We start from the raw sequence: 25,541 nt of genomic DNA, 5'->3' as shown, positions 1-25,541 counted from the left end.
TTATCCGCTGTAGCTTTGGGCGAACAGCGACCCGTTGAATGGTGCTGCGCCAACAGCAGGTTAGTGCCGACCGCCAGTTCTGCGTTTTCGGAGTTTCGTTCATTCCGCAACAAACGTTCGCTTCCCGCCCATGCTGTGAATTAGCTGCATTTCGATTGAACGTCCGCGTTCGGGATGCGGTCTCAGTTCATCAAACGTCCCAAATGGGGGAGCAATGCAGACAATGGTTCGATGTTCAAACGGTCAATTCACATCGATCTTCCAAATTTGCGTTTCTCGCTGTGCCGCCTCCTTAAGTGCACGGAGTTCGTAAACGTACGTGCCAATGTCGGCAGGATCAAACGCCGGTGAGATTCCAAAAGAACTCAATATGCTTCGCACCTGTCGGTGGTGAAGACTGTGCATTTTGGAGAGTGCACCTAATGTGACATAGTTTTCCGCAAATGCATCAGCACTCTCCCTGGAAATCACCGGCACCATCCGGCGGGCGTCAGGGCTGAACTCCTCAACCAACTCGAGCAATCCGGCCTCGATGAAACTCAAGACATGCTTGCCTATGCCGGGAATATGATTCTCGATGTGTCGCTTTGGAATTCCAGAACCTTGTGCCTCGTGACGAACGAGCGTGAGAACTTCGTCCACGTCGACAAGAAGGTGCGGGAACACTTCAGACCCCGGAAGCCGTCCTTTCCATTTCAGTTTGCCATCGCACACCAAACTCATGATGAAATCGATCGAAGTCACCGCAACTGCCCGCGCTTCCGGCACCGTGAGGTGCCGATCGGAATATTCGGAAATTATTTCCGCACATTCGAACATTCGCGTCAGCGCTCTGGTCACGTCCTGAGGGAAGAATTGATGTTTTGCGTTCGCGCGCTGATCGGATCCGGTGATGGTTCGCAAATACCCCTGTGCGATCATGCTCGTCAGGTAGTGTTTGGGGATTTGCATGCGCTCCATAACGGAAGACGTTGGCACTGCCTCTCGAAGCTCGGAGATGATCGTGTCAAGTCTCTCGTTTGACGTGATAACCCGATGATCTGGAAGGGGGGAGATATCCGTGTTGTCATGAAAACCTTCCCGTTCAAATATTTTTCGCATGGTGTTGGCATGAACGTTGGCGGCCTTCGCCGCCGACCGAATAGAGTGGACGGTCTCCCGACCTTTGCGGGCGGTATGTTAGAACCCAAACTGAGCCTAAGATGCGATCGGATAAAACCAGGAACGAAAAACAACTATTCTGCTAAATCTCGTTTGTCCTTGTCTAAACGGGATGAGCAAAACACCAAAAGAGTGTCGTCACATCCTCGCTCCCGTCTTTTTCAATATTTCGTTTGGCTTCAATTTCGCCAGACGCCGTTTTATCTCAGGAAGCGAGACCGGCTTATAGCCCCATGCGTCTACACCGACATCTGTGGAGCGGTCAGTTCCAAGCCACTTTCCGTGCAAGTGCCCAAATAAGTGGATTACACCCTTGCGAGCACCCGGCCACGTCATCCAGGGATAATGGCACAAAAAAACGCATTCACCCTCGACTGAGATCTCGATGCTGGTCCTTGTGCTTTCCCAGGGTAGGGTTGGGAGGTGGGAAGGATCGTGGTTTCCTAAAATCAGGTTCTTCTTTCCGTTAAGGCGATGGAAGAGCTCGGCGGCTTTGCCCGGAGATATTTCGTCAAATCCAAAATCTCCCAAGTGCCACACTGTGTCTTCTCGAGAAACGGTGGCATTCCAGTTTTGGATGAACGCTTTTTCCATCTCCTGAATGGAACGGTATGGTCGGTTGGCCAATTTCAAGATTCGGTCATGGGTGAAGTGTGTGTCGCTTGTGAAAAAGGTTGTCACGATTGAAGTTCCAATTTCCGAATAGCTGAAAGTTTACTTGAGACGCCATGTAGCTTGAGAAATCAGTCACATGTTTGAACGAGATCGAACTTACTTCGGTGTTTTCCAAATACTGCGGGCAAGAGCAGGATCTGGTTCGAGGTAGCCTAACAGGTTCACCAAAGCGAGAGGCCGGTCTGATGTGGCGGAAGCTCGTCTATCAATCGGAGCCATTTTCTGGTGAAACGAAGTGCTTTTTCAGAGACTTCATCGCACCTGACGGGCCGTGGTTCGAAGTTGCCTTGTTCAGAAGAAACATCTCATACATGTGTGAACTTAAACTCTTCACCAAATTCTCGGTTCGCAACTTCAAAAATGCACTATCCAGATCGACCGCTTGGTTATTAGCCGCCATAGACAGTGGTCTCAATCAATGGCAGCTATGCGCCCGCATGTCGGACGTCCGCCGCATATTAGGCTGCGCCCGAAAGCAGACGTTCATTTGAGGCGCAGCAAATTCACGGATTGGGCGGAAAGCGGACTTTTCCAGTGATTTGCATGAAGGTCCACTTTGCAAATGAATGTTATTTCGATCCGCAGGGGTGGACTCGCGCCACTAGGTATTTGCCCGCGTTGGGAGCAGAACAAGCCAAGAAACGCTGCTGCCCAAAAAGACACTTTTTGAAGCACTGGCGCCCAGATTCACAGCGTCGTCTCATTGTAAGCAAGGTTCTTAGTGCACCTGACTTTCACTCTGAAAATGACGTTTACGGTCGTGGAAACGTGACTCTTTTGCTGCAAGATTATTCGAGTGTGACACCTACGAAAGCGGCGATCGCAGCAGCATCCCAGCCGGTAAAGGCCTGTTCGCGACCATCTGCAAGCCGGACATAGAAGCCTGGCGTTCCTTGTATCCCAAGAGCGCGCATCGCGGCAGTGTTGATCCGCATTTCGTTCTGGTAGGCGTCGATCGCTTCCTGAGTGTCGGTCAGACCTGGCAAGATTCCGAGTTTCTCAAGTTCGCGCAAGGCCCGCACGCCGTTTATCTGACCCCGTCCGACCATCAACGCGTGGTAGGCGCGGTTGTAATCGTCAGGGGACACGAGCGAGAATGTGTGTGCCGTTGCTTCGCGCGAACCTGGCCCGATCAACGGCACGTCCACCGCGACGACGCGCGTGTTGTCGGGCATTTGCGCAAGGAAACGACCCATCTGTCGGTGTGCGATCCGGCAGATGGAGCAGTTGAAGTCGAAGAATTTGTAGATCACGAGATCGCCGTCGGGGTTCCCGAAGTAGCCGCCTCGTGCCTCTGCCGCGGCCAAAGCTTCGGCAATCACGGCATCCGGCTCAGCGCCGGTGTCCGGCGCAGCTGTGACCGCAATGGGAAGTGGCCGAATTTGTGCTACTGGCACACCCGCGATCCGGTCGTCTATCCAAGCTGCAATTGCGCGGCGTCCGGCCCCGCTGACGACATGGGGGACCGGGAAGGTTTCCAATTGAACGGATAACCCAGCTTCTAAAAGCGTGGCGACTGTTGCATCCAGTTCCTCGGCGCTAAATCGCGCGTCGCGAGTGCCATACCCCAAAAGAACAGGTGCGCCGTCTTCGACTGTCCAGTCCTCGGCGCGGACCCCGGGTGGTAACCCGCCTGCGAAAGCGACGTAGCCCGCAGCGACATCGGGGTGGGTCAACGCAAGACCAAGCGTCATCGACGCGCCTTGGCTGAAGCCAACGATATAGACTTGCGCCGGGTCCGTGCCAGTCTCAGTAACCAGCGCAGAGGTCGCGCTGGCGACCCATTCCGCATTCAAGCGCACGTCATCGGGGTCAACGGCGACAAAGCCAGAGCTGTCGTCAACCGGGTACCAAGCTCCGCCTCCGCCCTCTACGGGAACAGGCGCCTGGAGCGCAACAAAGGCGTGATCCGCCTGGGGTTCGACGTTGACAAGGGTTTCAATCTGCCTGGCATCCATCCCGTAGCCGTGAAGCCCGACAATCAGCGCGGCGCCAGGCATGTCAGCCTGGCGCATGATCCGGGCTTCGACTTCGCCGACTCCAGTTGTCAGCGTGACCGTCTCGGATGCCGACTGCGCTGTGGCACCGGTCGGTGCCACAGCAAGAAGAGTAGCTGCCACGCCAAGTGCCATCAACATTGACTTGAATCTAAGCATGTGCAGCACCTTTGCGATCAGGTCGGTGACGGGAACTGACGGGCGTAGGGTTCCCCGTTCTCGAGGAAGTACTTGAGATCGTCGATACCGAACCCGGCGAACATGTAGAAATTCGTCCGCGCGAATGCGACGGCCTGCGGTGGAACACCAGGGGCGGTCTCGAAAACGATCGAAACCGTAACTTCAGAAGTGTTCTCGTCGATCGGTGCGACGCTCCACACTGCCTCGTTGGTAGTCACAAAGGGAGGCATACCTTCTTCGATCGCGTAAGCATAGGTGAGATTATCTTCGTCGTACCGTGTGATGATCTCGCGGGTCGCGCCACCAAGACCGGGGATGAAGCAGGCGCGAACGTCGCCGACTTTTCCATCCGTGTCCTCAAATTCGATGGACTCGATCACGCTCGACCATTCGTGAGCATTGGCGTAGTTCTCGGCAACCTCAGCCCAGACCTCCTGCGCCGAAACGTTGAACACCCGGGTATGGGTGAGCGTCACGTCGGCAATTCCGGTATGGGTACCCGCAATGTAACCGCCCAATTCCGAAGCCAGGCTGGCCGCGGCGTTCGTGTAAAGCTCGAGATCCTCTTTGCTGGCCTGTCCATCATAATATTGCTGCCAGCTCACAACCGAGCCCTCGCGCTCTTCGGCAGGACGTACCTGAAGGACGCCAAGGTGGTTCGAGAACCCCATCGGGTTGCCGTCGGCCAGACTGTAGGCGAACGAAAGTTTGTCGGCGTCGTTGACATGGATGATCTCTTTGATCTTGCTACCGTCGGACAAGGTCAGATCGCGAGACATGCCGTCAGCGGCCATCATCGCGGCGTCCACGCCATCTACCACTTTGGCGACGTTGTCGGCATCTGTGACGAACGCAAAGACGTCCGCTGGCGAGGCGGCAAGTTCGACTTCAATTGTAAATTGCATCGGTGCCATGGTCAGTTCGTCGACCATGACCGCGCCGACGACACGCGGCGGCATTTCCTGAGCGATCGCAACAGGTGCGGTAGCCGCGAGACTTGTGGCAACGGCCACAATGGCGGCGGTTGTCTTGAGAGCAGAAATCAGGCGCATGGGAATCCTCCTGGTTGGGTACCTGCGCGCAAAAACTACACCATTCGAAAATGCACCTTATGTTCTATTTAGGGGCCGCCCTGGACGAAAAATGGAACACCGGCTATATTGAAGTGTGACATCCACACACGAACGAAAATACAGCGTCTTAGCCAAAGGTGATCTCCACGGTGTCTGTCGATTGGAACGATTTGAAGGTCTTTCTCGCCGTCGCGCGTGCGGGTTCGATCCGCGGTGCATCAGATAGCTTGAAGGTCGCGCACTCCACGGTGTCCCGCAGAATGGATGCGCTTGAATTTGCGTTAAAGACCCGACTCTTTGACCGGACGTCGGACGGCTTGCTGATAACCTCGGCGGGCGAAGACCTGCTTGGATCGGCGCGAACGATTGAAGAAACAATGCATTCTGCCGAACGGTCCGTCGCGGGACGGGACCGCGAGCTGTCCGGCGACGTCCGCTTTACTCTTCCGTTACCAATGGCCGTTTGCGTTCTGACCGACGACCTAGCCAGCTTCGTTGAGCAAAATCCACTCGTTAACCTGATCCTCGATATAACCGAGGACCTTCTTGATCTGTCAAAGCGGGAAGCTGACATCGCAATGCGTTTTACATCGCAAGGCAATTCACCGCCTGACTACCTGGTTGGGCGCAACCTGGCGACTCAGGCGTCTTGTGCCTATGCCTCGGCCGGTTACATCGAGTCACATGTCTTTACAGGATCCGATCGAAACGGACGTTGGCTTGGATGGGATGACGTTGTCGAATATCCAAAATGGGTTCACTCGGCGGGGCTGGAGCCCATGCCAGTCACCGGCAGTTTCGACGACGTGTTTGTTCAGATGGCTTTTGCCAAGCGTGGCCTTGGTATGGCCTTTCTACCATGCATGATGGGCGACCTCGAACCGGGACTTCAGCGGGTACCCGGCGCACGACCGGTTCCGCATACGTCGCTGTGGGTTCTGACCCATCCGGACCTGCGGGACAGTGTACGACTTCGCAGTTTCCGCGAGTATCTATACGACGCCGTTTCCGACAAGCTTGATCTCATCGAGGGGCGCGGCGCTTAACCTTGCGCCTCCCGAAGGGCGTCTAGGACGGCTCCGCGGGTCAAAAGCTCAGGCAGCACGATCCCGTCCGGCGCGCCGGGCCCGTAGACCACATTGAACGGAATGCCGTAGCGGCCGTGGCTCGTCAGATACGAAAGAATGCTATCGTCGCGCTGCGTCCAGTCGGCTTGCAGGGGCACGACTCCCTCCGCTTCCAATGCCGCGCGTACATCGCCGTCGCTGAGGGCAATGCGCTTATTGACCTGGCACGTGATGCACCAATCCGCTGTCACATCGACGAAGACGACCTCGCCCGCCGAGACGAGACGGTCTCGCTCCGCTACGTTGAATACTCCGAATTCGGCTGTTGCCACAGAGGACGCACCGGGCTGCGGCGAGGTGATCACGCTAGGGCTGAACAACAGTGCCAACACGACAATGGCAAGTGTCGCTCCGATGGCGCCGCCCCAGCCCTGAACCGACCGGCCTGTCCAAAGCGCCGCCCCCATAGCGACAAGGCCAACCGACACGACGATGGCAAGGCTCTGCCCAGAAACGCCAGCGATGACGAATAGAAGCCACACGGTCGTTGCAGCAAGGGCAAGCCCAAGCACCTTCTTCATTGTTAGCATCCACTTGCCGGGCTTGGGCATCGACGTCGCAAGTCGAGGGAACACAGCAACCAGCAGGAAGGGCGCGGCAAGACCGACACCGAGCGCCGTGAAAATAACGAGTATCTCGAACGTGCCCGATGAAAGCGCGAAACCGATTGCTGTTCCGACGAAGGGCGCGGAACACGGGGTTGCTAGCAGTGTTGCGAAGACGCCCGTCAGAAAGTGACCCTTTAGCGTGTCGGAGTTGCCGATCTGCGCGGCTCCGGACATCCATTTTGGGAGCGGAATTTCGAACATGCCCAGCAGATTGTAGGCGAACACCGTAACGATGACGGCCATGAAGACAAGGAAGTAGGGGTTCTGGAATTGAATGCCCCATCCCACCGCAACACCGATCGATCGCAACGCGACAGCCCCAAGTGCGAGGACCCAGAACGAGGCGAGGATGCCCAAGGCTGAAGCGAGAAAAGACAGCCGCACTCTCGCCGGGCTGTGCCCACCGTAAGACACGACCGAGAGCAGCTTCAAAGACAGCACGGGCAGCACGCACGGCATCAGGTTAAGGATCATGCCGCCGACAAAGGCGATCCCGACGAATCCCAGAAACGCGGAAATCGAGATGCCGGTCGTTGCCTGGGCGAACGCCGCGGTGTTCAGGTGAGCTTCAAGACCGCGTGTGCCATCCACGATGGTGAGTGTCAGGTTTTTGCCCGCGAGGTCGGCGGGCGTCCCTTCAAACGTCTCGGCCTCTAGCGTTGCCGAAAATCCCAGCCCGTTTTCCTGCAACTCTATCATTGGCCTCGAAAACAGGAAGTCTTCTGGTCCCTCCACGACCACGTCCGGAGAAGTCAGCGGGAAAACGGACTTAACGCGCACTGAGATGCCGTTGCCGGTGTCCGTTAGGGTGACGTCGTCCAGAGACAAACCGGATTGCGAACCATCGCCCGGAACCTGAGACAGGTAGAAGTCTATCAACTGCGCATCCGGGCCAGCGGTCGGCGTGCCTGGTTCAAGTGTAAGAGAGACTGAGGCGACCTGCGGGACGCAAATTTCCTTGCAGAGCAGATAGTCTACCACCGCATTCAATTGAACGGGCTGTGTCGGATCTGGGACATTCACATTCACCGGAAACACGACGCGTTCGCCGTATCCAAAGGTGTCAAGGTCGAACAACGAAAACCGATGCGGTGCCGGCCATTGCATTTGGGTGGGTTGGGCGTTGTCCGAACCCGACCAATCCACCGTTACCGGATACCCCGCGTCGCCTGGGCTTCTCCAATAGGTTTTCCAGCCATCGACGAGCCGAATGTCGACGCCGACCTGAAGCGGCCCATCGGCTGGCGCTGCCGTTTGCGCCGCGATCAACCGCGCGCTGGACAAATCCAGATCCGTCCAGCCCTCATCCGCCTGCGCGGACAACCCTGAAAAGAGGGCAATCGCAACTGCAAACGACCTGAAAAACCTCATCGGACCACTCCTGTTCTCAGATAACTGCACACATCCTAACGGACCAACTTCAGGCCAACATCCATCATTTTTGGAACTGACCGGTGCAAAATTGAGCATGGCGTAGATGAAGCCAAGCCCCCACCTTGGCGTCATCGATAATCAAAGGAGTTACGGCCATGTCCAAGCCTTCGCTCATATCAGTTGAGCTCAAGACATCCGACACCGCCGAAGGTGCCGCAGCGGGTATGGCGGGCTATGCCCTGTCCGATGACGATCTCGCGGAAAATGCCGCATAGGCGCGTGTCGCGCGCACCTCACCCTTAAACCTAGAAGGAACAAAAACATGCATGCTGAAATGACAAAACGCGTGAATGCGTCGGCCGAAGACGTCTGGGCGGCCTTCAACGACTGGGGCGGCATCTGGCGCTTTCAGCCATGGGTCGTGAGCTCCCCGCTGCTGAGCGAGAATAACCACGGAGTAGGCGCCAAGCGCCGCTGTGAGTTCGTCGACAAGACGTCCATCGTCGAGACAATCACAAAAATCGACGAAGGTCGCGCCATTCACATGTCGCTCAGCGAGACCCCCAAACCTATGAAGGGCGGGATGTCCGTCATCCGCCTTAGCCCAGTTGGCAACATCACCAACGTCACCGTCGAAATGGACATAGAAATCGGCATGGGGCCCCTCGGCGCGATCATGGGAAATCTCATGATGAAGCCAATGATGAAAAAGCGCGTGTCGCTGATGCTGGAAAGCCTCGAGCACCACCTCAAGACCGGCGGAAAGATCGACAGCAAAGGCGTCAAGCACAGCTCCCCGTCTGCGGCTGGTGTCGTGCCCGCATAAAACATCAAAACGAAACAGGGCGTGGCCGGTCGTCGCGCCGCCTACGATGGAGAAAGAGATGAAGAACATACTCAAAATATTTGGCGGCCTCGTCGTGATCGCTATCGTGGGGGGATTTGGGTTTCTCAGTTTCAGCCCCACTCTGAGAAGCGACCCGGGTGTCGGCCTTTCGCCCGAAACTCATGTGTTTGGGGAGTTGGATGTCCGCGATTTCACCGATAAACCGCTCGGCGCTGAGGTCAAGGTGTTCCTGCCGATGACACCGTCTGAAGCGATGGTGATCGTCGCTGCGTTCGAAGACTACTCCAAGTGGGTATCCCCTCCACCGGAGAATGTTGTGATTGACAACTCAGCCAGGGAAACTGGGGACTTTGGTGTCGGTTCTCTTGTTTCTTACAAGGAAGGCGAAACAGACGAAATCGTGCATCTTGACCCAGAGGCTTCCATGATCGCGAGGCCACTTTGGGCACCTGATGCTTTTGAAGGTCACCGGGGGGTCGTGATCGTCACCCCCGCCGAGGGCGGATCCATCATGCACATGCGGCGGTACTTTGAAACTACCAGCATGAAAGGCTGGATGATGTCGAGGATGATGCCGATGTTCATGGAATCGAGCGCAGAAAATCTTGCGGAGATCTACGGCGGCGAGGTGTTTTGAACGCCGGAGTTTCGGAGGGGGACGAGATCGTATCGCGCCGCGCAATCGATAGGCGGCGGTTTTTCCAATCGCCGAAGTGATGCTTCTGACGTTGTGTCCCCAATGGCGCGTTGGGGCGCGATGTCATGCGATAGATTGATGAGCAATCGTTGCACACGAAATCACTCAACCCACTGAAATCCTGCGCAAATCGCCACCATCCATCGCAACACAGAAGCAGGAACCATTCTCGAATGACCGCTTCATAGCTGTTTTCAGACCTTGGTGCAGCTTACAGCATCCCGTAGTTTGAGCTCGCTCTGGACATTCATTGCGCCAGGCATACGGGAGAGCTCCGGGCCAAAAAACAAATGGCTGAGTAGAGCAAATGCTTGCTTCGGTAGATTGGTGCCTGAAACCCGATTGTTTGTTCCCGGCCCAATCTCAAACAATCTCTTGTGAGTTTGATACCAACTCTTGGTCGGCAAAAATCAGATACTCCATATGGCACGTTAGACGCGTTGCTCGTCATTCTTCCGGCACACGCGAAACAGTTTTAGAACGTTCGATAGGTTTTTCTCGATCTGGTTTCCGGTGCCGTCACAGCATACGACGATATTCTTCCCCATACGTTTTCCTCCCCAGGATCCCGCTAGATCTGAACCGGCCTGTAGTCTGTCGATTAAATCAGTAGTTGAAATTTTTTCCAATTGCCCGGAATAATAGGTTCGGCGGGTTCTGAGGGCAGCGCGATGTTATCGAAGACCGATTTTATTCAGTATCTTAATTGTCCAAAGTCGCTTTGGCTCAAGCAGCGAAAACCGGAAGTCTACCCTGAAGGTGAGTTTTCCGAATACGCGAAAAAGTTGGCTGCGGAGGGCTATCTGGTCGAAGACTATGTGCGCCATTTGGTCCAGGGCTGGCCGGATGCTGCGGCCTATTCCTTTCAGGATGTTTTTGAGACGGATGAGGGGCTTTATGCCCGGGCGGACATGCTACGAGCAAACGAAGACGGGACGGTTGATATATTCGAGATCAAGTCCTCGACGAGCGTGAAGGACAGCAATCCTCACAATCAACTGAAGGATGCGGCCTTCCAGACGATCGTTGCAACAAAAACAGGTCGCGAAGTCAGAAACATCTTCATCGTGCATTTGAACAAAGACTACGTCCGCAACGGCGCGATAGATCCCGCAGACCTACTGTCCTTCGCTGATGAGACGGCTCGTGTTAAAGGCCTTCTCGCGGAGACGGAGCGGCATATTGCAGAGGCCCTAGGACTTCTCAACGAAGCGGCGATTGATGAGAGTTCGTGTAGTTGCCTGAACCTCAGTCGTTCTCATCACTGCGACAGCTTCGACTACTTCAATCCGGACATTCCAAAATATTCGATTTATTCGCTTCCGCCGCTGTCTAGTAAGAAGCTAGAGGCCTTCGTCGCGCAGGGGCGGTTTGGCTTGGATCAAATAGGACTTGATGAGGTCACACGGCTCCAGCAGCCGATTATAAGGGCTCACAATGCCGGAGCTCCCTACGTCGATATCGCCGATATCGAAAATTTCATCAGCGTATTGGAGTACCCGCTCTATTTTCTTGATTACGAAACCTACGCTTCTGCCGTTCCAGTCGTTGATGGCGCAAGGCCCCAGGAACAGGTTCCCTTTCAATTCTCTCTTCATGTCCTCCAGGAGGACGGAGGGCTCGAACATGTGGAGTATCTGGCGGATCGGCCAGAGCTACCACGTCCATTGGTGGAGGCTCTGGAAAGGGCTATTGGTGAGACCGGTTCCATCATTACCTGGAACAGGGCTTTCGAGAACACACGAAACAAGGAGATGGCCGAGGCTTTTCCTGACAAGGCAGATTTCCTCCTAGGACTGGTCGAGCGAACAGTCGATCTGATGGATGTGTTCAAGACAGGGTACGTCGATATCCGTTTCAACGGATCGACATCCATCAAGAAGGTCCTTCCCGTTGTCGTTCCGGAATTGAGTTATAAGGAGATGGAGATTGCCGACGGTACTGCGGCAATGGACGGCTGGAACAAGATGATCAACGAGGAGGATCCGGAAAAGCGCGCGCAACTGCGAAAGGCGCTTCTCGCGTATTGTGAGCTCGATACTCTCGCGATGGTCCGGATATTTCAGTTCGCCGAGACGCTGATACGCGATCGCTAAAGATGATTATCTCATAGGTATCGACGGAATGAGGCCTATCTGATGCCTTTCGACAAATCCATCAGCTTGGGTTTCATCAAAAATGCGAAAACCAGGATGCGCCTTTGGTTGCCAAACGCGTCCAAAATCTATGGCGCAACCCAATCGCCTCATTGCTCGATACGTCGTGTTCTAACTTTGTTCCCTCCTGGTGTTTCCCGGACGCCATTGGCGTCCGGGTTTTCTCATTTGAGCCATTTATTGGCCTAAATAGTCCATCCTATGCCGTCACGGACATAAAATGGAACACCCGCCCGATCGCTTCCGATGCGCGTCAACGGGTGTCACGCATAAGGCAGGTGCCGTTCCGTGCTAAGGGTTGTTGCCCATTGCCGCGTAGCAACTGCAAAGGAGTGGTTGAGAGTGCCAAACCTTAAAGTCTCGGTGTGATCAGGCTCCCGCAACCAGATACGCCAAAGGCCGTCCGACAGGGCGGCCTTTGGCGTATCTGGACAGTGGATACAGGTGAGAACCTCCCGGGCCCCATCAAGGAGGGCCAAAGCCCGACGCAGAAGGGCAAAAAAACACCAAATCCTGCTCCCGCAACCAATAAAACAACCCGGCCTCGCGCCGGGTTTTTTATTGGAAGGGCTCGCCGATTTGCACCTGACGGGGTCCCCGGAAGGAGGACAACGTCCGACGCAACGGGGCAGAAAAGCCAAATCCTAAACCCGAAACCAACAAAAACAAGCCGCCCCTCCCGGGCGGCTTTTTTGTTGGAAGGGGTCGCCGATCTTAACCTGACAGGGTCCCCGAAGGAGGACAACGTCCGACGCAACGGGGCAGAAAAGCCAAATCCTAAACCCGAAACAAAAATCAGACCGCATGGCAAAAGCCGGCGGGCTTTTGTCGTCCTGACCTAAAACAGACCACGCACGATGACCTCCGTTTCCCGAAGCACAACGGTTGACCTCTTCAAAAGGGACGGATCAACCATCCCGCCAAGAGCTGATCCCTGCACCGGCTTTGCTGCGATCAACCCCAAGACAACACCCTTTTGCCGAAAAGCAACAACGGAGGTTCTAGATGCAACGGCTTGTATGCCCTCCTGGATGTCCGGGTTGACCCAGGTCGGATCTGGTGTGCGCCCTTCAGGATGAACGAGCGAGTGATCATCCAACGATTGGCTGTTCAGAGAAAGCCCAGACCGCCCGGCTCTTCTGGCTTCAGACGACCTTGACGGACAGTACGCCGACGGATTCGATGCTTGCTTCCATGGTATCGCCTGGCTTCACGGCATTTACGCCCGAAGGGGTTCCGGCCATGATCACATCTCCCGCTGCGAGTTCGAAATATTCAGAGAGATAAGAGATCATTTCCGGTACTTTCCAGATCATCTGGTTCAAATCGCCTTCTTGCCGCAAGTCGCCATTGACCGTCAGTGCAATCCGCCCCTGATCGGGGTGGCCAACTTCGGATACCGGATGCAATGGGCCCACCGGTCCGGACCGTTCGAAGGCTTTGCCGATTTCCCATGGGCGTCCCATCTTCTTCATCTCGCCCTGCAGGTCTCTTCGTGTCATGTCCAGCGACACGCCGTAGCCCCAGACATGGTTCAGCGCATCTGACAGGGCGATGTTTGTGCCGCCGCTCTTCAGGCCTACCAGGAGTTCGACCTCGTGGTGTACGTCAGACGTGTGAGGTGGATAGGGAAACTCGCCCGAAGCATCGAGATTATTTGGGTTTTTCTGAAAAAAGAAAGGCGGTTCGCGATTGGGATCGTGTCCCATTTCGACAGCATGTGCCGCAAAATTCCGGCCAATGCAGTAGACACGACGGACGGGAAAAGACCCTCCGTCGCTGGTGGGAATGACGTGTAATTCTGGTGTCTCGATTACGTGCTCAGACATCGCTTTCCTCGCTTGCGGTCGGTTGTGGTTAGGCCCGCAGCCTCGCGATACCGATTTAGGACCGCTCGCTTTATGACTTGGACCGAATGCACAAAAAATAAACGCGTTGGCAATGAGTTTTGACCAACCATTTCTGTAATTGGTCGGACTTCAATCCTCACCCAAAACCGCTTCTGGCATCATCCGCGAATAAACCGAGCGCAGATGTTGCTGCATCATTTGCATGGCCAGTTCGCCGTTTCCGGCCGCGATCGCGCGCACGATCGCATCGTGTTCTATGAAGCTTGTATAGCCGGGCACGGGCTTGCGGGTATCGCGCGGCTGGCCCCAGACAATTGAGCGGCGCACCGAGTTCAGCGTTTCGAAAAAGTACAGGTAAAGCTGATTGCGTGTGCCGCGTGCGATGACGTGGTGCAACTTGTTGTCCCAAGCTTCGTAAGCGCGCCAGTCTTTTGCTTCGCGACACTTCTCAGCGCAAATCTTCATTTGTTTACAATCAGATTTGCTCGCATTCATTGCCGCGAGCCGCGCCAGTTCGGGCTCAATGTTGTAGCGGACCGTGACAACCTGTTCCGGCTTAATCTGGTCGCGAAGGTAGGTAACATCCTGAAGGTTCAGGACGGGCCTTGAACCGACAAATGTGCCGCGTCCAACGTGCCGCCAGATCAATCCTTGCGCCTCCAGGTCGGCAAGGGCCTTGCGCAGTTGGTTGCGTGTCGTGTCCAGACGTTTGCACAGTTCGCGCTCGGGCAAGATGCGGTCGTTCAACCGATATCCGGCACTATCGATCAAGTCACGCAGTCTTTGTGATAGTTCGGCTGTCTCGTTCATATCGCCACCCAATTTGCTGATTGGTTGATTGAATTAGAGCGAGAGTCAATCAACTCTTGTCAGCAAGATTAGCAAGAGATCGCAAAAATTTGCGACACTCTGCCGCAAAAAAAGACGGTGTAGGGAGGAGAATATCGTGCGTCTAGCCACAGTGTCAGCGGGTGGAGAGAAAATCTGTGCGGCCGTTCTGAATGACGATCGTCTTTTGGACCTTTCCAAATCCGCGCACCATCTGACGGGACCTGCTGCCGAGGCATTGAAAGCAAGTTCAATGCTCCATCTGATTGCCGGACCGCCAGAGACGCTCGATATCGCAAGCAGCCTGGTGAACGATGCTGAAGCCGGTCTCCTTGACGCGGCAATTCTGCCCGAAGGGGCAGAGTTGCTGGCGCCGATCCCCATCATTCGCAAGAACGTTCTATGTGTCGGGCGCAACTATGCTGAACACATCACAGAGGGCGACCGGGCGCAGAAGCAAGAGGTCGGTGTAACCGAGTATCCGGTTTTCTTCACCAAACCGCCGACGTCCATCGTGGGCCCCGGTGGCGATGTGCTGACATTTCCGAGCGTTTCAAAGCAAACTGACTACGAAGTCGAGCTGGCGGTGATCATTGGCAAGCCCGGGCGCAATATCGCCAAGGCGGACGCAATGAACCACGTCTTCGGTTATACTATTTTGAATGACATCTCTGTCCGAGATGTCCAGCGCCGCCACGGCGGGCAGAATTTCAAGGGAAAGGCCTTTGACGGCTCTTGCCCCATGGGTCCTTGGATTGTGACCGCGGACGCCATTGATGATCCGCATGCGTTGCCGATTTCGCTGACCGTAAATGGTGAGATCCGACAGAACGGCAACACCGCGGACATGATTTTCGATATCGAGACACTTATCGCCTCGTTGTCGGAGGGCATGACGTTGGAGCCTGGTGACATCATCGCGACCGGTACACCGTCGGGCGTGGGATACGCCATGGAACCACCAAGTTTCCTAAAGGATGGCGACACCGTCGTTTGCAACATTTCAGGGATCGGCACGCTCACGAACTCGGTGCGTGCCGTATAAGCGATCTTCCGAAGACGTCGATAGGACGAGGGGGATTGGAAAGAACGCGAAGGGAGGAATAAGCGTATGATGAACCGTAGAACATTCACATCGTTGCTGGCGGCGCTGCCGGTAGCCGGATTGTCAGCAAGGGGCGCCTTTGCGCAAGGCCTGCGTGATATCACTTTTGTGCAGCCGAGCCCGTCAGCCATCAACTCATTTCCGGTCTTTGTCGCCATCGGCGAAGGTTTCTTTGAGGACGAGGGCTTGAACGTAACTGTCGAAGCCATCAACGGTTCAGGCGCGGTTCTGCAGGCGTTGTCGGCAGGACAAGCGCACTTCGGTCGCCCGGGTCCGGGTCCGCTTATCGCGGCGCGCTCGCGTGGCGTGGATGCGGTGCACATCTACAACGTCGCTGCGCGGAGCAATTTTGGCATCGCAGTCCAGGAAGACTCCGACTACCAATCGGTCGAGGACCTGCGCGGCAAGGTTATCGGGACCGGTACGGCGGACGGGGCGGAGGTGGGCTTTGCCCGCAACGTGCTGACAGGTGCCGGAATGGTCGAAGGCACTGACTTTGAGTTCCTCACCGTCGGCGACGGTGGTCCGGCAACCGCGGCGTTTTTGAACGGCGAGATTGATGCCTACTCTGCGTCTACCGCGGATACGGCCATTCTCAATCAGCGCGGCATGAAGGTTCGTGACATAACGCCCGCCGAGTTCGGCCGGTTCTTCGGCAACGGCATTGCCACCATGGCCGATACGATCGCAAACGACCGGGACCTTGTGGAAGGATGGAGTCGTGCTTTTGCCAAAGGCCATGCCTTTGCGCTGGACGACGCCAATCGCGATGCCGTCCTTGCCCACCTTGCCGCAGGCAATCCGCAGGAAGGCGAAGACAAGGAGTTCCAGTCGGCGCTGTTCGACGCGGTTCGTTCCAAGACGATTGCTGCCGGCGACACTCCACATCTCGGCTGGTATCCGGAGGAAGTCTGGGGAGAATGGCAGGACGCTCTCGTAGCCGGCGGAGAAATCTCCGCGCCTCTCGACGATCTGAATGTGATTTGGACCAATGAGTTCGCTGAACTCGGAAGTGCGGCCGTCAAAAAATGAACGCCTCCTTGGCACATGAAAATCCCGGCGCCTCACCCGATGCGCCGGTTTACGAACTGACAAACGTCAGCAAGACTTACGCGCGCAACGCGGTGGTCGCGCTGGAGAACGTTGACCTCACGTTGCGCCACGGAAGCTTCACGTCGGTCATCGGATCAAGCGGCTGCGGGAAATCAACCCTGTTAAAGATCATGGCAGGGTTGATTCCACCCACGAAAGGCCGAGTGATCCTTCAGGACAAACCTGTTACCGGCCCGCGCCGGGACATCGGAATGATGTTCCAGCAGGCGACGCTCTTCCCATGGAAGACAGCGGTCGAGAACATCGTGCTGCCGATCGAGATCCGCGATGGGAAAGCGGCCGCCAAGCTGGCACGGGAAAAGGCGTATGACCTTCTCGACATTGTCGGGTTGAAAGGGTTCGAGAACGTTTATCCCAACGAACTGTCCGGTGGCATGGCGCAGCGCGCGTCAATCTGCCGGATGCTGATTACCGAACCGGCTGTTCTGCTTTTGGACGAACCATTCAGCGCGCTGGACGAGCTGTCTCGCGACATGATGAATATGGAATTGCAGAGAATTTGCCGAGAGCAGGACGCGACGGCCTTTCTGGTCACGCATTCCATCCAGGAAGCGGTGATACTGTCGGATGAGATCGTCGTGATGAAACCCCGACCTGGCCGAATTGCGGAGATCGTCCACGTTGATCTGCCCCGGCCGCGCACGCTCGATATGATGACGACGCCGAGATTTGGCGAAATCGTGGATCACATTCGCGGCATGTTGGACAAGGGAGAAAACATGTGACTGATGCGCCCACCAATCAGCGGCTAGAGACCGGGGCGGCGGACGATACCGTCTGGGTTCAGGAAGTTGCATTCATCGATTCCGTGCCCCGTTGGATCGCCATGACATTTGTGTTCGTGGTTTTCATTGGCACGTGGGATCTGGTCACGCGTATGGGGCTCGTTTCTCCGATCATTCTGCCCACGCCGTGGGAGACCTTCGGCGATATGATTTTCGTCGGGAACAATCTTCTCAGTGGCGACTACATGCTTGTCGCTCTCTGGATCACGGTCAAGGAGGTGATCTACGGGTTCGCGCTTGCCATCGCCATCGGCTTCTCGCTTGGCGTACTCGTTGGCGAAACGGCGTTCGGGGAAAAGGCCGTTATGCCGTACCTGGTAGCCATAGACACCATGCCAAAAGTCGCCTTTGCGCCCCTCTTTGTTGCCTGGCTTGGTTTTGGCATCGAATCCAAAGTGGCTTTGGCAGCGTTTATCGCTACCTTCCCGATCGTGGTTGGAACGGCAGCAGGCCTTCACTCGGCCGATGAGAATGCCCGCATGCTCTTCAAGACCATGGGCGCAAGCCGGATGCAGACATTGATCAAGATGAAACTGCCCACCGGGCTGCCGCAGATCTTCACAGGGCTCAAAATCGGCGCCGTTGGTGTCATGGCCGGCGCGATTACAGGCGAATTCCTGGGCGGCGGCAAAGGCTTTGGCGAACTGATCAGGGTCGCCGCATCCCAGCTCAATACGCCGCGGGTGTTCTCGTTGATCCTGTACCTGAGCCTCGTCGGGTTGGTGCTTTACCTGATCGTACAATGGACGCAGCGCAAGGTCGTCTTCTGGCAGAAGGAATCCGTAGGTGCGCACGATAACTGAAGCATCCAACATACCGGTGCATACCCTGTGCGATTTTGTTTCGGCGGCGCTGCAGTCGAAGGGTGTTCCGCATGATGATGCCGTCAAGGTCGCCACGCTCATGGTAGAGGCGGACATCTTCGGGTATGGCACACACGGTGTTTTTCGCCTGCGGCAGTATCTGGCGCGTTTGGATGGGGGTGGCTGCAACCCGACCCCGTCGGTGACCGTGGCGCATGAAACAATTGCCACAGGCGTGATCGACGGGGACGACGGGCTCGGTCATCTTGCAATGTGCGCGGCGCGTGATCTTGCCATCGAAAAGGCACGTGCAGCCGGCATTGGCTGGGTTGGCGTTCGCCGCGGCAATCATGCCGGGCCCCTGGCGCTCTATGTGAGGCCACAAGCCGAGGCTGGTCTGCTTGGCATGGCGGCGGCAGTCGGGAGCGCAAACCACGTTCCTCCATACGGAGGCACCGACCTTCTTCTTGGGACCAACCCGATTGCGTTTTCAGCACCTGCCGACGGCGCCGACCCTTTCGTATTCGACATGGCCACCACCGTCGCAGCGATGGGAAAGATAAAAACGCTTTTGCAACAGGGCAGGGAGATGCCGGAAGGCTGGATGGTTGGACGGGACGGCAAACCGCTCACGGATCCAGCCCGGAAATCAGAGGGCTTCCTCCTGCCGATCGGCGGCCCAAAGGGATTTGGTTTGTCGATTGCAATTGGGCTCATGGCCGGTGTCCTCAATGGGGCTGCCTTTGGATCAGACGTCGTCGACTTCACGAACGACACGACCTCTTCCACCAATACCGGGCTGTTTGTCATGGCTCTCGACCCCGCTGCCTTCGGAATTGGGGACGATTTTGCGAGCACCGCCAGTCGGGTCTTTGACGAGATGCGTGCCTCGGAACCACTTCCGGGTCATGATCCTGTGCGTTTGCCGGGTGAGGGAAAGACCGCGTCGGCTGATGCGCGCCGATCCAACGGCCTGGCCCTGAACCCCGCTCTGCGGCGCGACCTGAATGTGCTTGCTGCTGATTGCGGACTGCAAGCTCCGTTTCAGGATGACCACGCAAAAGGCTGAGAATGCGTTTGCCCGGGGCCCGTCCGGGCGAGAAGCGATGCGGGCGATGTCATTCTGACAGCGCCAAGTCAAAGGCACACTGAGACAAGTGTGCCTTAATTTGCTTCATCGTCCGGTGCGTTCTGCAACCAGCGCATCACCGAGCTTTGCTTGTTTTTCATGTGAACAATCAAGATTGACGCCAGCTTCTTGCCATCGCGCGCTTCAAGCGCCCGAATAATTTCATTGTGTTCGTCTACAGCTTCGCCCCAGCGCTCGTCGGACATATTGGCCGCATATCGTGCGCGCAGCATACGAGCTGACAATGCCATACTGGAGTTGGCCAGGGTCTCGTTTCTTGCCGCAGAAAGTATGCCGAGATGGATGTCCTGGTTAAGCTTGAAATACGTGGCCAGGTCCCTGTCACGATAGCTTTGTATCATCGCGTCGTGAAGCGAGCGGATCTTGACAATTTCCTCATCAGAGATCTTTTCGCAGGCCAGCTCCCCCGACAGGCCCTCAAGAACGGCGAGCACCGGAAACACTTCTTCAACCTCTTCTACGGTGATCGAGGTGACCCATGCGCCGCGATTTGGTTCCAATCGCACCAACCCTTCCGCGGCCAAAACCTTCAATGCCTCGCGCATTGGGGTCCGTGATACACTGAATTGCTCGCATAGGGCCTTTTCGGGGACCTTTTTGTCCGGGGCCATTTGGCCTTCAATGATCAAAGGACGCAGACGCTCCACCAATTCAAGGTGAAGCGACCTTCGTTCGATTGTCATGTTCGCGGATAAATCAGCCATTTTGCAGCGTTTACACTCGTTTCAGTGCCAAGTCGAGAAGTTGGGCTATGTGCATCGGATTGCGATCGGTGTTATCCGCGATTTGGTGGCGGCAGGACGTGCCATCGGCCACGACTATTGCATCACCAGATGCGGCGCGTGCAGCGGGAAGAACGTCCAGTTCGGCCATCTTTATCGATGTGTCATATGTGTCTACACCATAGCCGAATGCACCGGCCATGCCACAGCAGCTGCTGTCGATCCTGGAAACACTAGTATCCGGCAAGAGTGCCAGCGTTTTTTCGATTGCCGGCATAACCCCCATTGCTTTCTGATGGCAGTGCCCGTGTAACACGACCTCGGGCGCTGGAGATTCAAGGCGCGAGATGAACTGCGGATTGTCTGCCTGGTCGGCAATGAACTCCTCGAACATCAGTGCCAGTTTGGCGATCTTTGCGCTGTCTTCTCCCGGTAACAGCACCGGTATCTCGTCGCGAAGGGTCAATAGGCAGCTTGGTTCCAAGCCGATGATGGGAACGCCGCGTTCTGCATAAGGCATAAGAGCATCGACCAACCGTTTTGCTTCTAGCCGTGCCTGATCAACCAATCCGACCGACAGAAACGTACGGCCACAACACAATGGACGGCTATTGCCGGTAGGTTTTACCACATCAACCACACTGCCCGTGGCGTTCAGAACTCTGACTGCCGCGCGCAGGTTTTCAGGCTCGAAATAGCGGTTGAAACTGTCGACAAACAAAACGGCGTCTGGTGTCGAGGTCGCGCTGACCTCGGTGTCCTCGAACGGTTTGGCAGCCCATTTGGGCAATGGACGTCTTGCTGTGAAACCCGTCAACCGTTCAGTTGCCTTGGCCAAACCGGGCACCTTGTCCCGCAGGTTCATAAGAAACGGCATTTTCGCCGCCCGGGGAGCGTATCGCGGCATATAGCCAACAAGCCGATCATGAAGGCTCAGGCCATGCTTTTTTGCGCGCGCAGACAGCACCTCGATCTTCATTCGCGCCATATCCACGCCTGTCGGGCACTCGCGCTTGCAGCCCTTGCAGGACACACAAAGTTTCATCGCATCTGCCATCTCGTCGGATACCAGTGCGTCCGGCCCAAGCTGTCCGGAAATCGCAAGACGGAGGGTATTGGCGCGGCCGCGGGTCAGGTCCTTTTCTTTGCGCGTCACCCGAAATGAGGGGCACATGACGCCACCCTTCAGTTTGCGGCAGGCTCCATTGTTGTTGCACATTTCAACCGCACCCTGAAATCCGCCGTCTTTCCCCGTCCACTCGGACCAATCCAGTTCGGTTTTCAGGTGCGAGGTCTGATATTCCGCTGCATAGCGAAAAAGGCTGCGGTCATCCATCTTTGGCGCATTGACGATTTTGCCGGGATTGAACACGCCGGCCGGATCGAAACGGTCCTTCACCTCCTCAAAGGTTGCGACCATGCGGGAGCCAAACATCTTTTCATGAAATTCCGAGCGGACGATGCCGTCGCCATGCTCACCTGAATGCGACCCCTTGTAGCGGGCGACAAGATCAAAACACTCTTCGGCAATCGCGCGCATCGTGGCGACGTCATTGTCCAGCTTCAGGTTCAACACCGGGCGCACGTGCAGACACCCGACCGACGCATGTGCGTACCATGTCCCTGTGGTGCCGTGGCGTTCAAAAATCTCCGTGAGCCCAGCCGTGTAGGCGGCAAGGTCAGGCAGTTCAACCGCGCAATCCTCTACAAACGATACGGGCTTCCCGGCGGTCTTCATGGACATCATTATGTTAAGGCCGGATTTGCGCAGTTCAGCGATCTGTCCCTGCAGACCTGCATCCGTCACCGCGGTGACACCGCCCCAGGCCTTGCCGGTCCCGGTCCAGGAATACCCGAGGTCAGCCATCATCTGGTCGAGGTCTTTTAACTTTTGTTCCCCGTTGGCCCGCGTGAACTCAACCAGCAGCAAAGCCTCCGGCGTGCCAGTCACGAAATTTTCGATTGTCCTGGCAAAAAGAGGAATGTCGCGGGCCAGCGCGATCATCGTGTGATCGACCAACTCAACGCCCTCGGGATCAAGCGTCACCAGATGTTGTGCGGCATCCATTGCCTGATGGAAGGTCGGGAAGTGACACACGCCCAGGGCTTTGCCGTCCTGAAGCGGGGAGAGTTTCAGCTCGATCGCGGTTGTGTAGGCAAGCGTGCCTTCCGACCCAACCAGAAGATGAGCGAGGTTCTGGGCGTCCGGTCCAGAGGTCAGCGCGTCGATGTTGTAGCCACCCACGCGGCGCATGACATTGGGGAACCGGGCAGCGATTTCCGCCGATTCCCTCTGGCCAATCGCCGAAAGATCATGGGAAAGCGCATTATAGACCGCATTCTGCTCGGCAAGACCCGCCCCAAACCTGTGTTTGCTGCCATCAGCCAGGATTGCGTCGATCGACAGGACATTGTCCCGCATCATGCCGTACCGGATGGATTTCCCACCGCAGGAGTTGTTTCCCGTCATCCCGCCAATTGTTGCGCGGGACGCGGTAGAGACATCGACCGGGAACCAAAGTCCATGCGGTTTGAGCGCCCGATTCAGTTCATCGAGCACGATGCCCGGGCGCACGACACAGCGCTTGTTGGTAACGTCAAGTTCGAGAATTTCGTTGAAATACTCGGTGTTGTCCAAAACCAGCGCTTCGTTGACGGTCTGTCCGCACTGTGATGTGCCGCCGCCGCGGGGCAGGATCGGCACACCTTGATCGCGCGCGCAGTCAATCGCCGCCAGGATGTCGTCTTCGGATCTGGGTGCCAGCACGCCCACCGGCATCATCTGATAAATCGATGCGTCCGTCGCGTAGCGGCCGCGCGAGAACGGATCGAACAACAGATCGCCCGACACCCTTTTTGAAAGTTCACGCGCAATGTCGTTCAACGGCGGGATCCTTGGCTTGCGTAATCAGAAAATGAATTATGAATTAAAAATTGCATATTCACAACTTCAATGTCATTCTGTGCCGCACGTTCAAACGCAGGTCCCACAAGGTTCGATTTATGAGACAAGCTGGTCGTCATTTTCTGCAAATTCCCGGCCCCAGTTCAGTTCCGGATCGCATATTGCGTGCGATCTCCGGTCAGGTGATTGACCACCGGGGACCGGCATTCGGCAAAGTCGGTGCGCAGGCCCTGGAAGGGATCAAAACGATCTTCAAGACCGAGCAGAACGTCGTGATCTATCCATCGTCGGGCACCGGCGGTTGGGAGGCGGCACTGGTCAATGTTTTGTCGCCGGGCGACCGGGTGCTGATGTTCGAGACCGGGCATTTTGCGACGTTGTGGAAAAAGATCGCCGAAAAACTGGGTTTGAAGCCCGAGTTCATTGAAGGCGACTGGCGCGGCGGAGCCGACCCGGATCAGATCGAGGCCTATCTGGCTGAAGACAGAAATCACGAGATCAAGGCCGTCTGCGTTGTTCACAACGAGACATCGACCGGGTCCGTCTCGCCGATTTCCGCGATCCGCAAGGCGATCGATAACGCCGGGCATCCGGCTTTGTTCATGGTTGACACGATCTCGGGTCTCGCGTCGCTCGACTATCAGCACGACGAATGGGGTGTTGATGTCACCGTTTCCGGATCACAAAAGGGCCTGATGTTGCCGCCAGGTCTTTCGTTCAACGCGATAAGTGCGAAGGCTATGGTGGCAAACGGTTCGGCCACCTTGATGCGGTCATACTGGGACTGGGCGGATATGGTCGGTCCGAACAAAACTGGATACTTCCCATATACGCCTGCCACGAACCTTCTATACGGACTGAATGTCGCCATTGAGATGTTGCACGAAGAGGGGCTGGAAAATGTCTTTGCCCGACATGCGCGTCACGGGGCGGCCGCACGTGCTGCCGTCCGCACTTGGGGACTGGAAGTTCTTTGCAACAAGCAGGGGCAGGAGAGCGGTGTGCTGACGGCTGTCATGGTCCCGGAAGGCCACAGCGCAGATGGGTTCAGGGCAACGACCTTGGAGCACTACGATATTTCTTTGGGCAACGGCCTGTCGAAGGTCGCCGACAAAGTGTTCCGCATTGGCCATCTCGGTGACTTCAATGATCTCATGTTGGTCGCAACACTGGCGGGCGTCGAAATGGGCCTGACAAAGGCCGGAATTCCCCACAACGCAGGGGGAGTCGGAGCTGCGATGGCGATGCTGGAGAACACGCAAATCGCGGCAGAGTGACGAAAACAGTCACATTTCCAAGGGAGGAAACACACATGACCATCAAGGCAATTCTTATTGCAACAGCCGCTGCGATTGGCGGAACAAGCAGTGCCTTTGCCGCCGACATCACGCTGAAGTTTGGCCATGTCGGCAATCCTGGTTCACTGTTCGAAGCAAGCGTCGACAATTTCGCGGAATGTGTGAATTCCTCGATGGGCGGCAAAGTTGAGGTGCAGACGTTCGGCTCTTCTCAGTTGGGCAAGGACAAGGAGCTTTTGCAAAAGCTGAAGCTGGGTCAGGTCGACTTCGCGCTTCCCTCGTCCGTCATGTCTTCGGTCGATGATACGTTCGGCATTTTCGAGATGCCCTACATCATCCGTGACCGCGATCACATGCGCCGTGTCCAGGACGCGATGATGGACAAGTTTCAGGACGCTGCAAACGGTGGCGGATATCACATCGTCGGCTTGGCCGAGAACGGGTTCCGCCACATCACCAACAACACGCGGCCAATCAATGTGCCGAGTGACCTCGAAGGCATCAAACTTCGCACGCCCAACGGCGTATGGCGTGTCAAGATGTTCACGGAATACGGCGCAAACCCGACGCCAATGGCGTTCTCGGACGTCTTCACCGCGTTGCAGACCGGCGTGATGGACGGTCAGGAAAACCCGTATGCGCAGATTGCATCCGCAAAGTTCCAGGAAGTCCAGAAGTACCTGTCAATTACGGGCCATGTCTACACGCCTGCCTATATCCTCGCTTCGCAGAAGGGCTTTGCGAAACTGCCTGAGGACGTGCAGGCCGGGTTGACCGCTTGTGCGGCGTCCACGCAAGACTTCACTTACGAAAAAGCGGCCCAGTTGGAAACCGAGTTGCTGGACGTCATCAAGGCCGCCGGTGTCGAGGTGAATGAGGCGAACAAGGATGCATTCGTCGAGGCATCTGCGCCGATCTACAAGGCATTCGCCGACGAGGTCGAAGGCGGGCAAGACATGATTGACCAGGTTCTGGGCCTGGCAAATACCAACTGACGCTTGTAACGGGCAGCGGGCAATCCGCTGCCCTTTCATTCTTGTGGCAAGACAGATCCGCGTGAGCCTCCCTTTGGCTCCTGCAAGAAGAC

The 25,541-nt window shown here is 56.2% G+C and carries 22 protein-coding genes; 11 read left to right on the top strand and 11 right to left on the bottom strand.

Translation table 11 applies throughout. The features are described from left to right. Window positions 1–243: 243 nt before the first annotated feature. From Q0915_RS27070 to Q0915_RS27055, 4 genes are all read right to left on the bottom strand, one after another. Window positions 244–1,101 carry a hypothetical protein gene (locus Q0915_RS27070; RefSeq protein WP_299482309.1) on the bottom strand — a complete coding sequence of 286 codons (858 nt, stop codon included), beginning with the start codon at window positions 1,099–1,101 and terminating at the stop codon, window positions 244–246. Window positions 1,102–1,299: 198 nt separating this feature from the next. Further along, the gene (locus Q0915_RS27065; RefSeq protein WP_299482312.1) at window positions 1,300–1,842 is read right to left on the bottom strand and encodes a metallophosphoesterase; all 543 of its coding nucleotides are present in this window, start codon (window positions 1,840–1,842) and stop codon (window positions 1,300–1,302) included. Between the two features lie 782 nt (window positions 1,843–2,624). Beyond that, window positions 2,625–3,992, bottom strand: coding sequence for a DsbA family protein (locus tag Q0915_RS27060; protein WP_299482315.1), 1,368 nt, complete (start codon window positions 3,990–3,992; stop codon window positions 2,625–2,627). A 17-nt stretch (window positions 3,993–4,009) separates the two neighbouring features. Further along, window positions 4,010–5,065 carry an SRPBCC family protein gene (locus tag Q0915_RS27055; protein ID WP_299482318.1) on the bottom strand — a complete coding sequence of 352 codons (1,056 nt, stop codon included), beginning with the start codon at window positions 5,063–5,065 and terminating at the stop codon, window positions 4,010–4,012. A gap of 170 nt (window positions 5,066–5,235) precedes the next feature. Between Q0915_RS27055 and Q0915_RS27050 the strand changes: the two genes are divergently transcribed. Continuing rightward, window positions 5,236–6,132 (top strand): LysR family transcriptional regulator, encoded by an 897-nt coding sequence (locus tag Q0915_RS27050; protein ID WP_299482321.1) that lies wholly within the window; start codon window positions 5,236–5,238, stop codon window positions 6,130–6,132. Here Q0915_RS27050 and Q0915_RS27045 read toward each other — a convergent pair. Then, window positions 6,129–8,192, bottom strand: coding sequence for a protein-disulfide reductase DsbD domain-containing protein (locus tag Q0915_RS27045; RefSeq protein ID WP_299482324.1), 2,064 nt, complete (start codon window positions 8,190–8,192; stop codon window positions 6,129–6,131). The two genes, Q0915_RS27050 and Q0915_RS27045, sit on opposite strands and share 4 nt — an antisense overlap. A gap of 325 nt (window positions 8,193–8,517) precedes the next feature. Here Q0915_RS27045 and Q0915_RS27040 point away from each other — a divergent pair, with 325 nt between their 5' ends. Both Q0915_RS27040 and Q0915_RS27035 read left to right on the top strand, forming a co-directional pair. Next, window positions 8,518–9,021 (top strand): SRPBCC family protein, encoded by a 504-nt coding sequence (locus Q0915_RS27040; RefSeq protein WP_299482327.1) that lies wholly within the window; start codon window positions 8,518–8,520, stop codon window positions 9,019–9,021. Window positions 9,022–9,079: 58 nt separating this feature from the next. Beyond that, window positions 9,080–9,679 (top strand): hypothetical protein, encoded by a 600-nt coding sequence (locus Q0915_RS27035; RefSeq protein ID WP_299482330.1) that lies wholly within the window; start codon window positions 9,080–9,082, stop codon window positions 9,677–9,679. A gap of 491 nt (window positions 9,680–10,170) precedes the next feature. Here Q0915_RS27035 and Q0915_RS27030 read toward each other — a convergent pair whose 3' ends face one another. Further along, complete coding sequence (locus tag Q0915_RS27030; RefSeq protein ID WP_299482333.1) at window positions 10,171–10,287, bottom strand: DUF2235 domain-containing protein; 117 nt, start codon at window positions 10,285–10,287, stop codon at window positions 10,171–10,173. Window positions 10,288–10,410: 123 nt separating this feature from the next. Here Q0915_RS27030 and Q0915_RS27025 point away from each other — a divergent pair, with 123 nt between their 5' ends. Beyond that, window positions 10,411–11,835: a DUF2779 domain-containing protein gene (locus Q0915_RS27025; RefSeq protein WP_299482336.1), complete on the top strand. Its 1,425-nt coding sequence runs from the start codon at window positions 10,411–10,413 to the stop codon at window positions 11,833–11,835. Between the two features lie 898 nt (window positions 11,836–12,733). On the opposite strand, the gene Q0915_RS27020 is transcribed toward Q0915_RS27025, so the two are convergent. The 3 genes from Q0915_RS27020 to Q0915_RS27010 all read right to left on the bottom strand — a co-directional run bounded on the left by Q0915_RS27020 (window position 12,734) and on the right by Q0915_RS27010 (window position 14,555). Further along, entirely contained in the window at window positions 12,734–12,994 is a 261-nt protein-coding gene (locus tag Q0915_RS27020) for a hypothetical protein (RefSeq protein WP_299483838.1), read from the bottom strand. A 46-nt stretch (window positions 12,995–13,040) separates the two neighbouring features. Then, a complete protein-coding gene (locus Q0915_RS27015; protein WP_299483837.1) occupies window positions 13,041–13,724 on the bottom strand; it encodes a fumarylacetoacetate hydrolase family protein in 684 nt (227 codons plus the stop codon). A gap of 150 nt (window positions 13,725–13,874) precedes the next feature. Next, complete coding sequence (locus tag Q0915_RS27010) at window positions 13,875–14,555, bottom strand: FCD domain-containing protein (RefSeq protein ID WP_299483836.1); 681 nt, start codon at window positions 14,553–14,555, stop codon at window positions 13,875–13,877. A 136-nt stretch (window positions 14,556–14,691) separates the two neighbouring features. On the opposite strand from Q0915_RS27010, the gene Q0915_RS27005 reads away from it, so the two are divergent. The 5 genes from Q0915_RS27005 to Q0915_RS26985 all read left to right on the top strand — a co-directional run bounded on the left by Q0915_RS27005 (window position 14,692) and on the right by Q0915_RS26985 (window position 19,448). Next, window positions 14,692–15,618 (top strand): fumarylacetoacetate hydrolase family protein, encoded by a 927-nt coding sequence (locus Q0915_RS27005; protein WP_299483835.1) that lies wholly within the window; start codon window positions 14,692–14,694, stop codon window positions 15,616–15,618. A gap of 66 nt (window positions 15,619–15,684) precedes the next feature. Then, window positions 15,685–16,710 carry an ABC transporter substrate-binding protein gene (locus Q0915_RS27000; protein ID WP_299483834.1) on the top strand — a complete coding sequence of 342 codons (1,026 nt, stop codon included), beginning with the start codon at window positions 15,685–15,687 and terminating at the stop codon, window positions 16,708–16,710. Further along, entirely contained in the window at window positions 16,707–17,516 is an 810-nt protein-coding gene (locus tag Q0915_RS26995) for an ABC transporter ATP-binding protein (protein WP_299483833.1), read from the top strand. The genes Q0915_RS27000 and Q0915_RS26995 overlap by 4 nt, the downstream gene beginning before the upstream one ends. Beyond that, window positions 17,513–18,379, top strand: coding sequence for an ABC transporter permease (locus Q0915_RS26990; protein WP_299483832.1), 867 nt, complete (start codon window positions 17,513–17,515; stop codon window positions 18,377–18,379). Before Q0915_RS26995 ends, Q0915_RS26990 begins: the two co-directional genes overlap by 4 nt. Further along, window positions 18,363–19,448: an Ldh family oxidoreductase gene (locus Q0915_RS26985; protein ID WP_299483831.1), complete on the top strand. Its 1,086-nt coding sequence runs from the start codon at window positions 18,363–18,365 to the stop codon at window positions 19,446–19,448. The genes Q0915_RS26990 and Q0915_RS26985 overlap by 17 nt, the downstream gene beginning before the upstream one ends. Window positions 19,449–19,543: 95 nt before the next feature. Here Q0915_RS26985 and Q0915_RS26980 read toward each other — a convergent pair whose 3' ends face one another. Further along, window positions 19,544–20,212 carry a GntR family transcriptional regulator gene (locus Q0915_RS26980; protein WP_299483854.1) on the bottom strand — a complete coding sequence of 223 codons (669 nt, stop codon included), beginning with the start codon at window positions 20,210–20,212 and terminating at the stop codon, window positions 19,544–19,546. A gap of 31 nt (window positions 20,213–20,243) precedes the next feature. Further along, entirely contained in the window at window positions 20,244–23,135 is a 2,892-nt protein-coding gene (locus Q0915_RS26975) for an FAD-binding oxidoreductase (protein ID WP_299483830.1), read from the bottom strand. Window positions 23,136–23,254: 119 nt separating this feature from the next. Here Q0915_RS26975 and Q0915_RS26970 point away from each other — a divergent pair, with 119 nt between their 5' ends. Together Q0915_RS26970 and Q0915_RS26965 are read left to right on the top strand one after the other, a co-directional pair. After that, the gene (locus tag Q0915_RS26970; protein ID WP_299483829.1) at window positions 23,255–24,433 is read left to right on the top strand and encodes an aminotransferase class V-fold PLP-dependent enzyme; all 1,179 of its coding nucleotides are present in this window, start codon (window positions 23,255–23,257) and stop codon (window positions 24,431–24,433) included. A gap of 35 nt (window positions 24,434–24,468) precedes the next feature. After that, entirely contained in the window at window positions 24,469–25,449 is a 981-nt protein-coding gene (locus tag Q0915_RS26965; protein WP_299483828.1) for a TRAP transporter substrate-binding protein, read from the top strand. Window positions 25,450–25,541: the final 92 nt, after the last annotated feature.

Origin of the sequence: uncultured Roseibium sp. (assembly GCF_947494555.1) — a bacterium.
Taxonomy (GTDB): Bacteria; Pseudomonadota; Alphaproteobacteria; order Rhizobiales; family Stappiaceae; genus Roseibium.
This window is presented reverse-complemented; position numbering and strand designations above follow the sequence as displayed.

Bases quoted from the DNA above. Each gene is read 5' to 3' on its own strand.
- Q0915_RS27060 (WP_299482315.1), bottom strand. From the start codon at position 3,992: ATGCTTAGATTCAAGTCAATGTTGATGGCACTTGGCGTGGCAGCTACT.
- Q0915_RS26970 (WP_299483829.1), top strand. From the start codon at position 23,255: ATGAGACAAGCTGGTCGTCATTTTCTGCAAATTCCCGGCCCCAGTTCA.
- Q0915_RS26980 (WP_299483854.1), bottom strand. From the start codon at position 20,212: ATGACAATCGAACGAAGGTCGCTTCACCTTGAATTGGTGGAGCGTCTG.
- Q0915_RS27045 (WP_299482324.1), bottom strand. From the start codon at position 8,192: ATGAGGTTTTTCAGGTCGTTTGCAGTTGCGATTGCCCTCTTTTCAGGG.
- Q0915_RS27040 (WP_299482327.1), top strand. From the start codon at position 8,518: ATGCATGCTGAAATGACAAAACGCGTGAATGCGTCGGCCGAAGACGTC.
- Q0915_RS26995 (WP_299483833.1), top strand. From the start codon at position 16,707: ATGAACGCCTCCTTGGCACATGAAAATCCCGGCGCCTCACCCGATGCG.
- Q0915_RS26965 (WP_299483828.1), top strand. From the start codon at position 24,469: ATGACCATCAAGGCAATTCTTATTGCAACAGCCGCTGCGATTGGCGGA.
- Q0915_RS27025 (WP_299482336.1), top strand. From the start codon at position 10,411: ATGTTATCGAAGACCGATTTTATTCAGTATCTTAATTGTCCAAAGTCG.
- Q0915_RS27030 (WP_299482333.1), bottom strand. From the start codon at position 10,287: ATGGGGAAGAATATCGTCGTATGCTGTGACGGCACCGGAAACCAGATC.
- Q0915_RS27055 (WP_299482318.1), bottom strand. From the start codon at position 5,065: ATGCGCCTGATTTCTGCTCTCAAGACAACCGCCGCCATTGTGGCCGTT.
- Q0915_RS27015 (WP_299483837.1), bottom strand. From the start codon at position 13,724: ATGTCTGAGCACGTAATCGAGACACCAGAATTACACGTCATTCCCACC.
- Q0915_RS27035 (WP_299482330.1), top strand. From the start codon at position 9,080: ATGAAGAACATACTCAAAATATTTGGCGGCCTCGTCGTGATCGCTATC.
- Q0915_RS27010 (WP_299483836.1), bottom strand. From the start codon at position 14,555: ATGAACGAGACAGCCGAACTATCACAAAGACTGCGTGACTTGATCGAT.
- Q0915_RS27070 (WP_299482309.1), bottom strand. From the start codon at position 1,101: ATGCGAAAAATATTTGAACGGGAAGGTTTTCATGACAACACGGATATC.
- Q0915_RS27000 (WP_299483834.1), top strand. From the start codon at position 15,685: ATGATGAACCGTAGAACATTCACATCGTTGCTGGCGGCGCTGCCGGTA.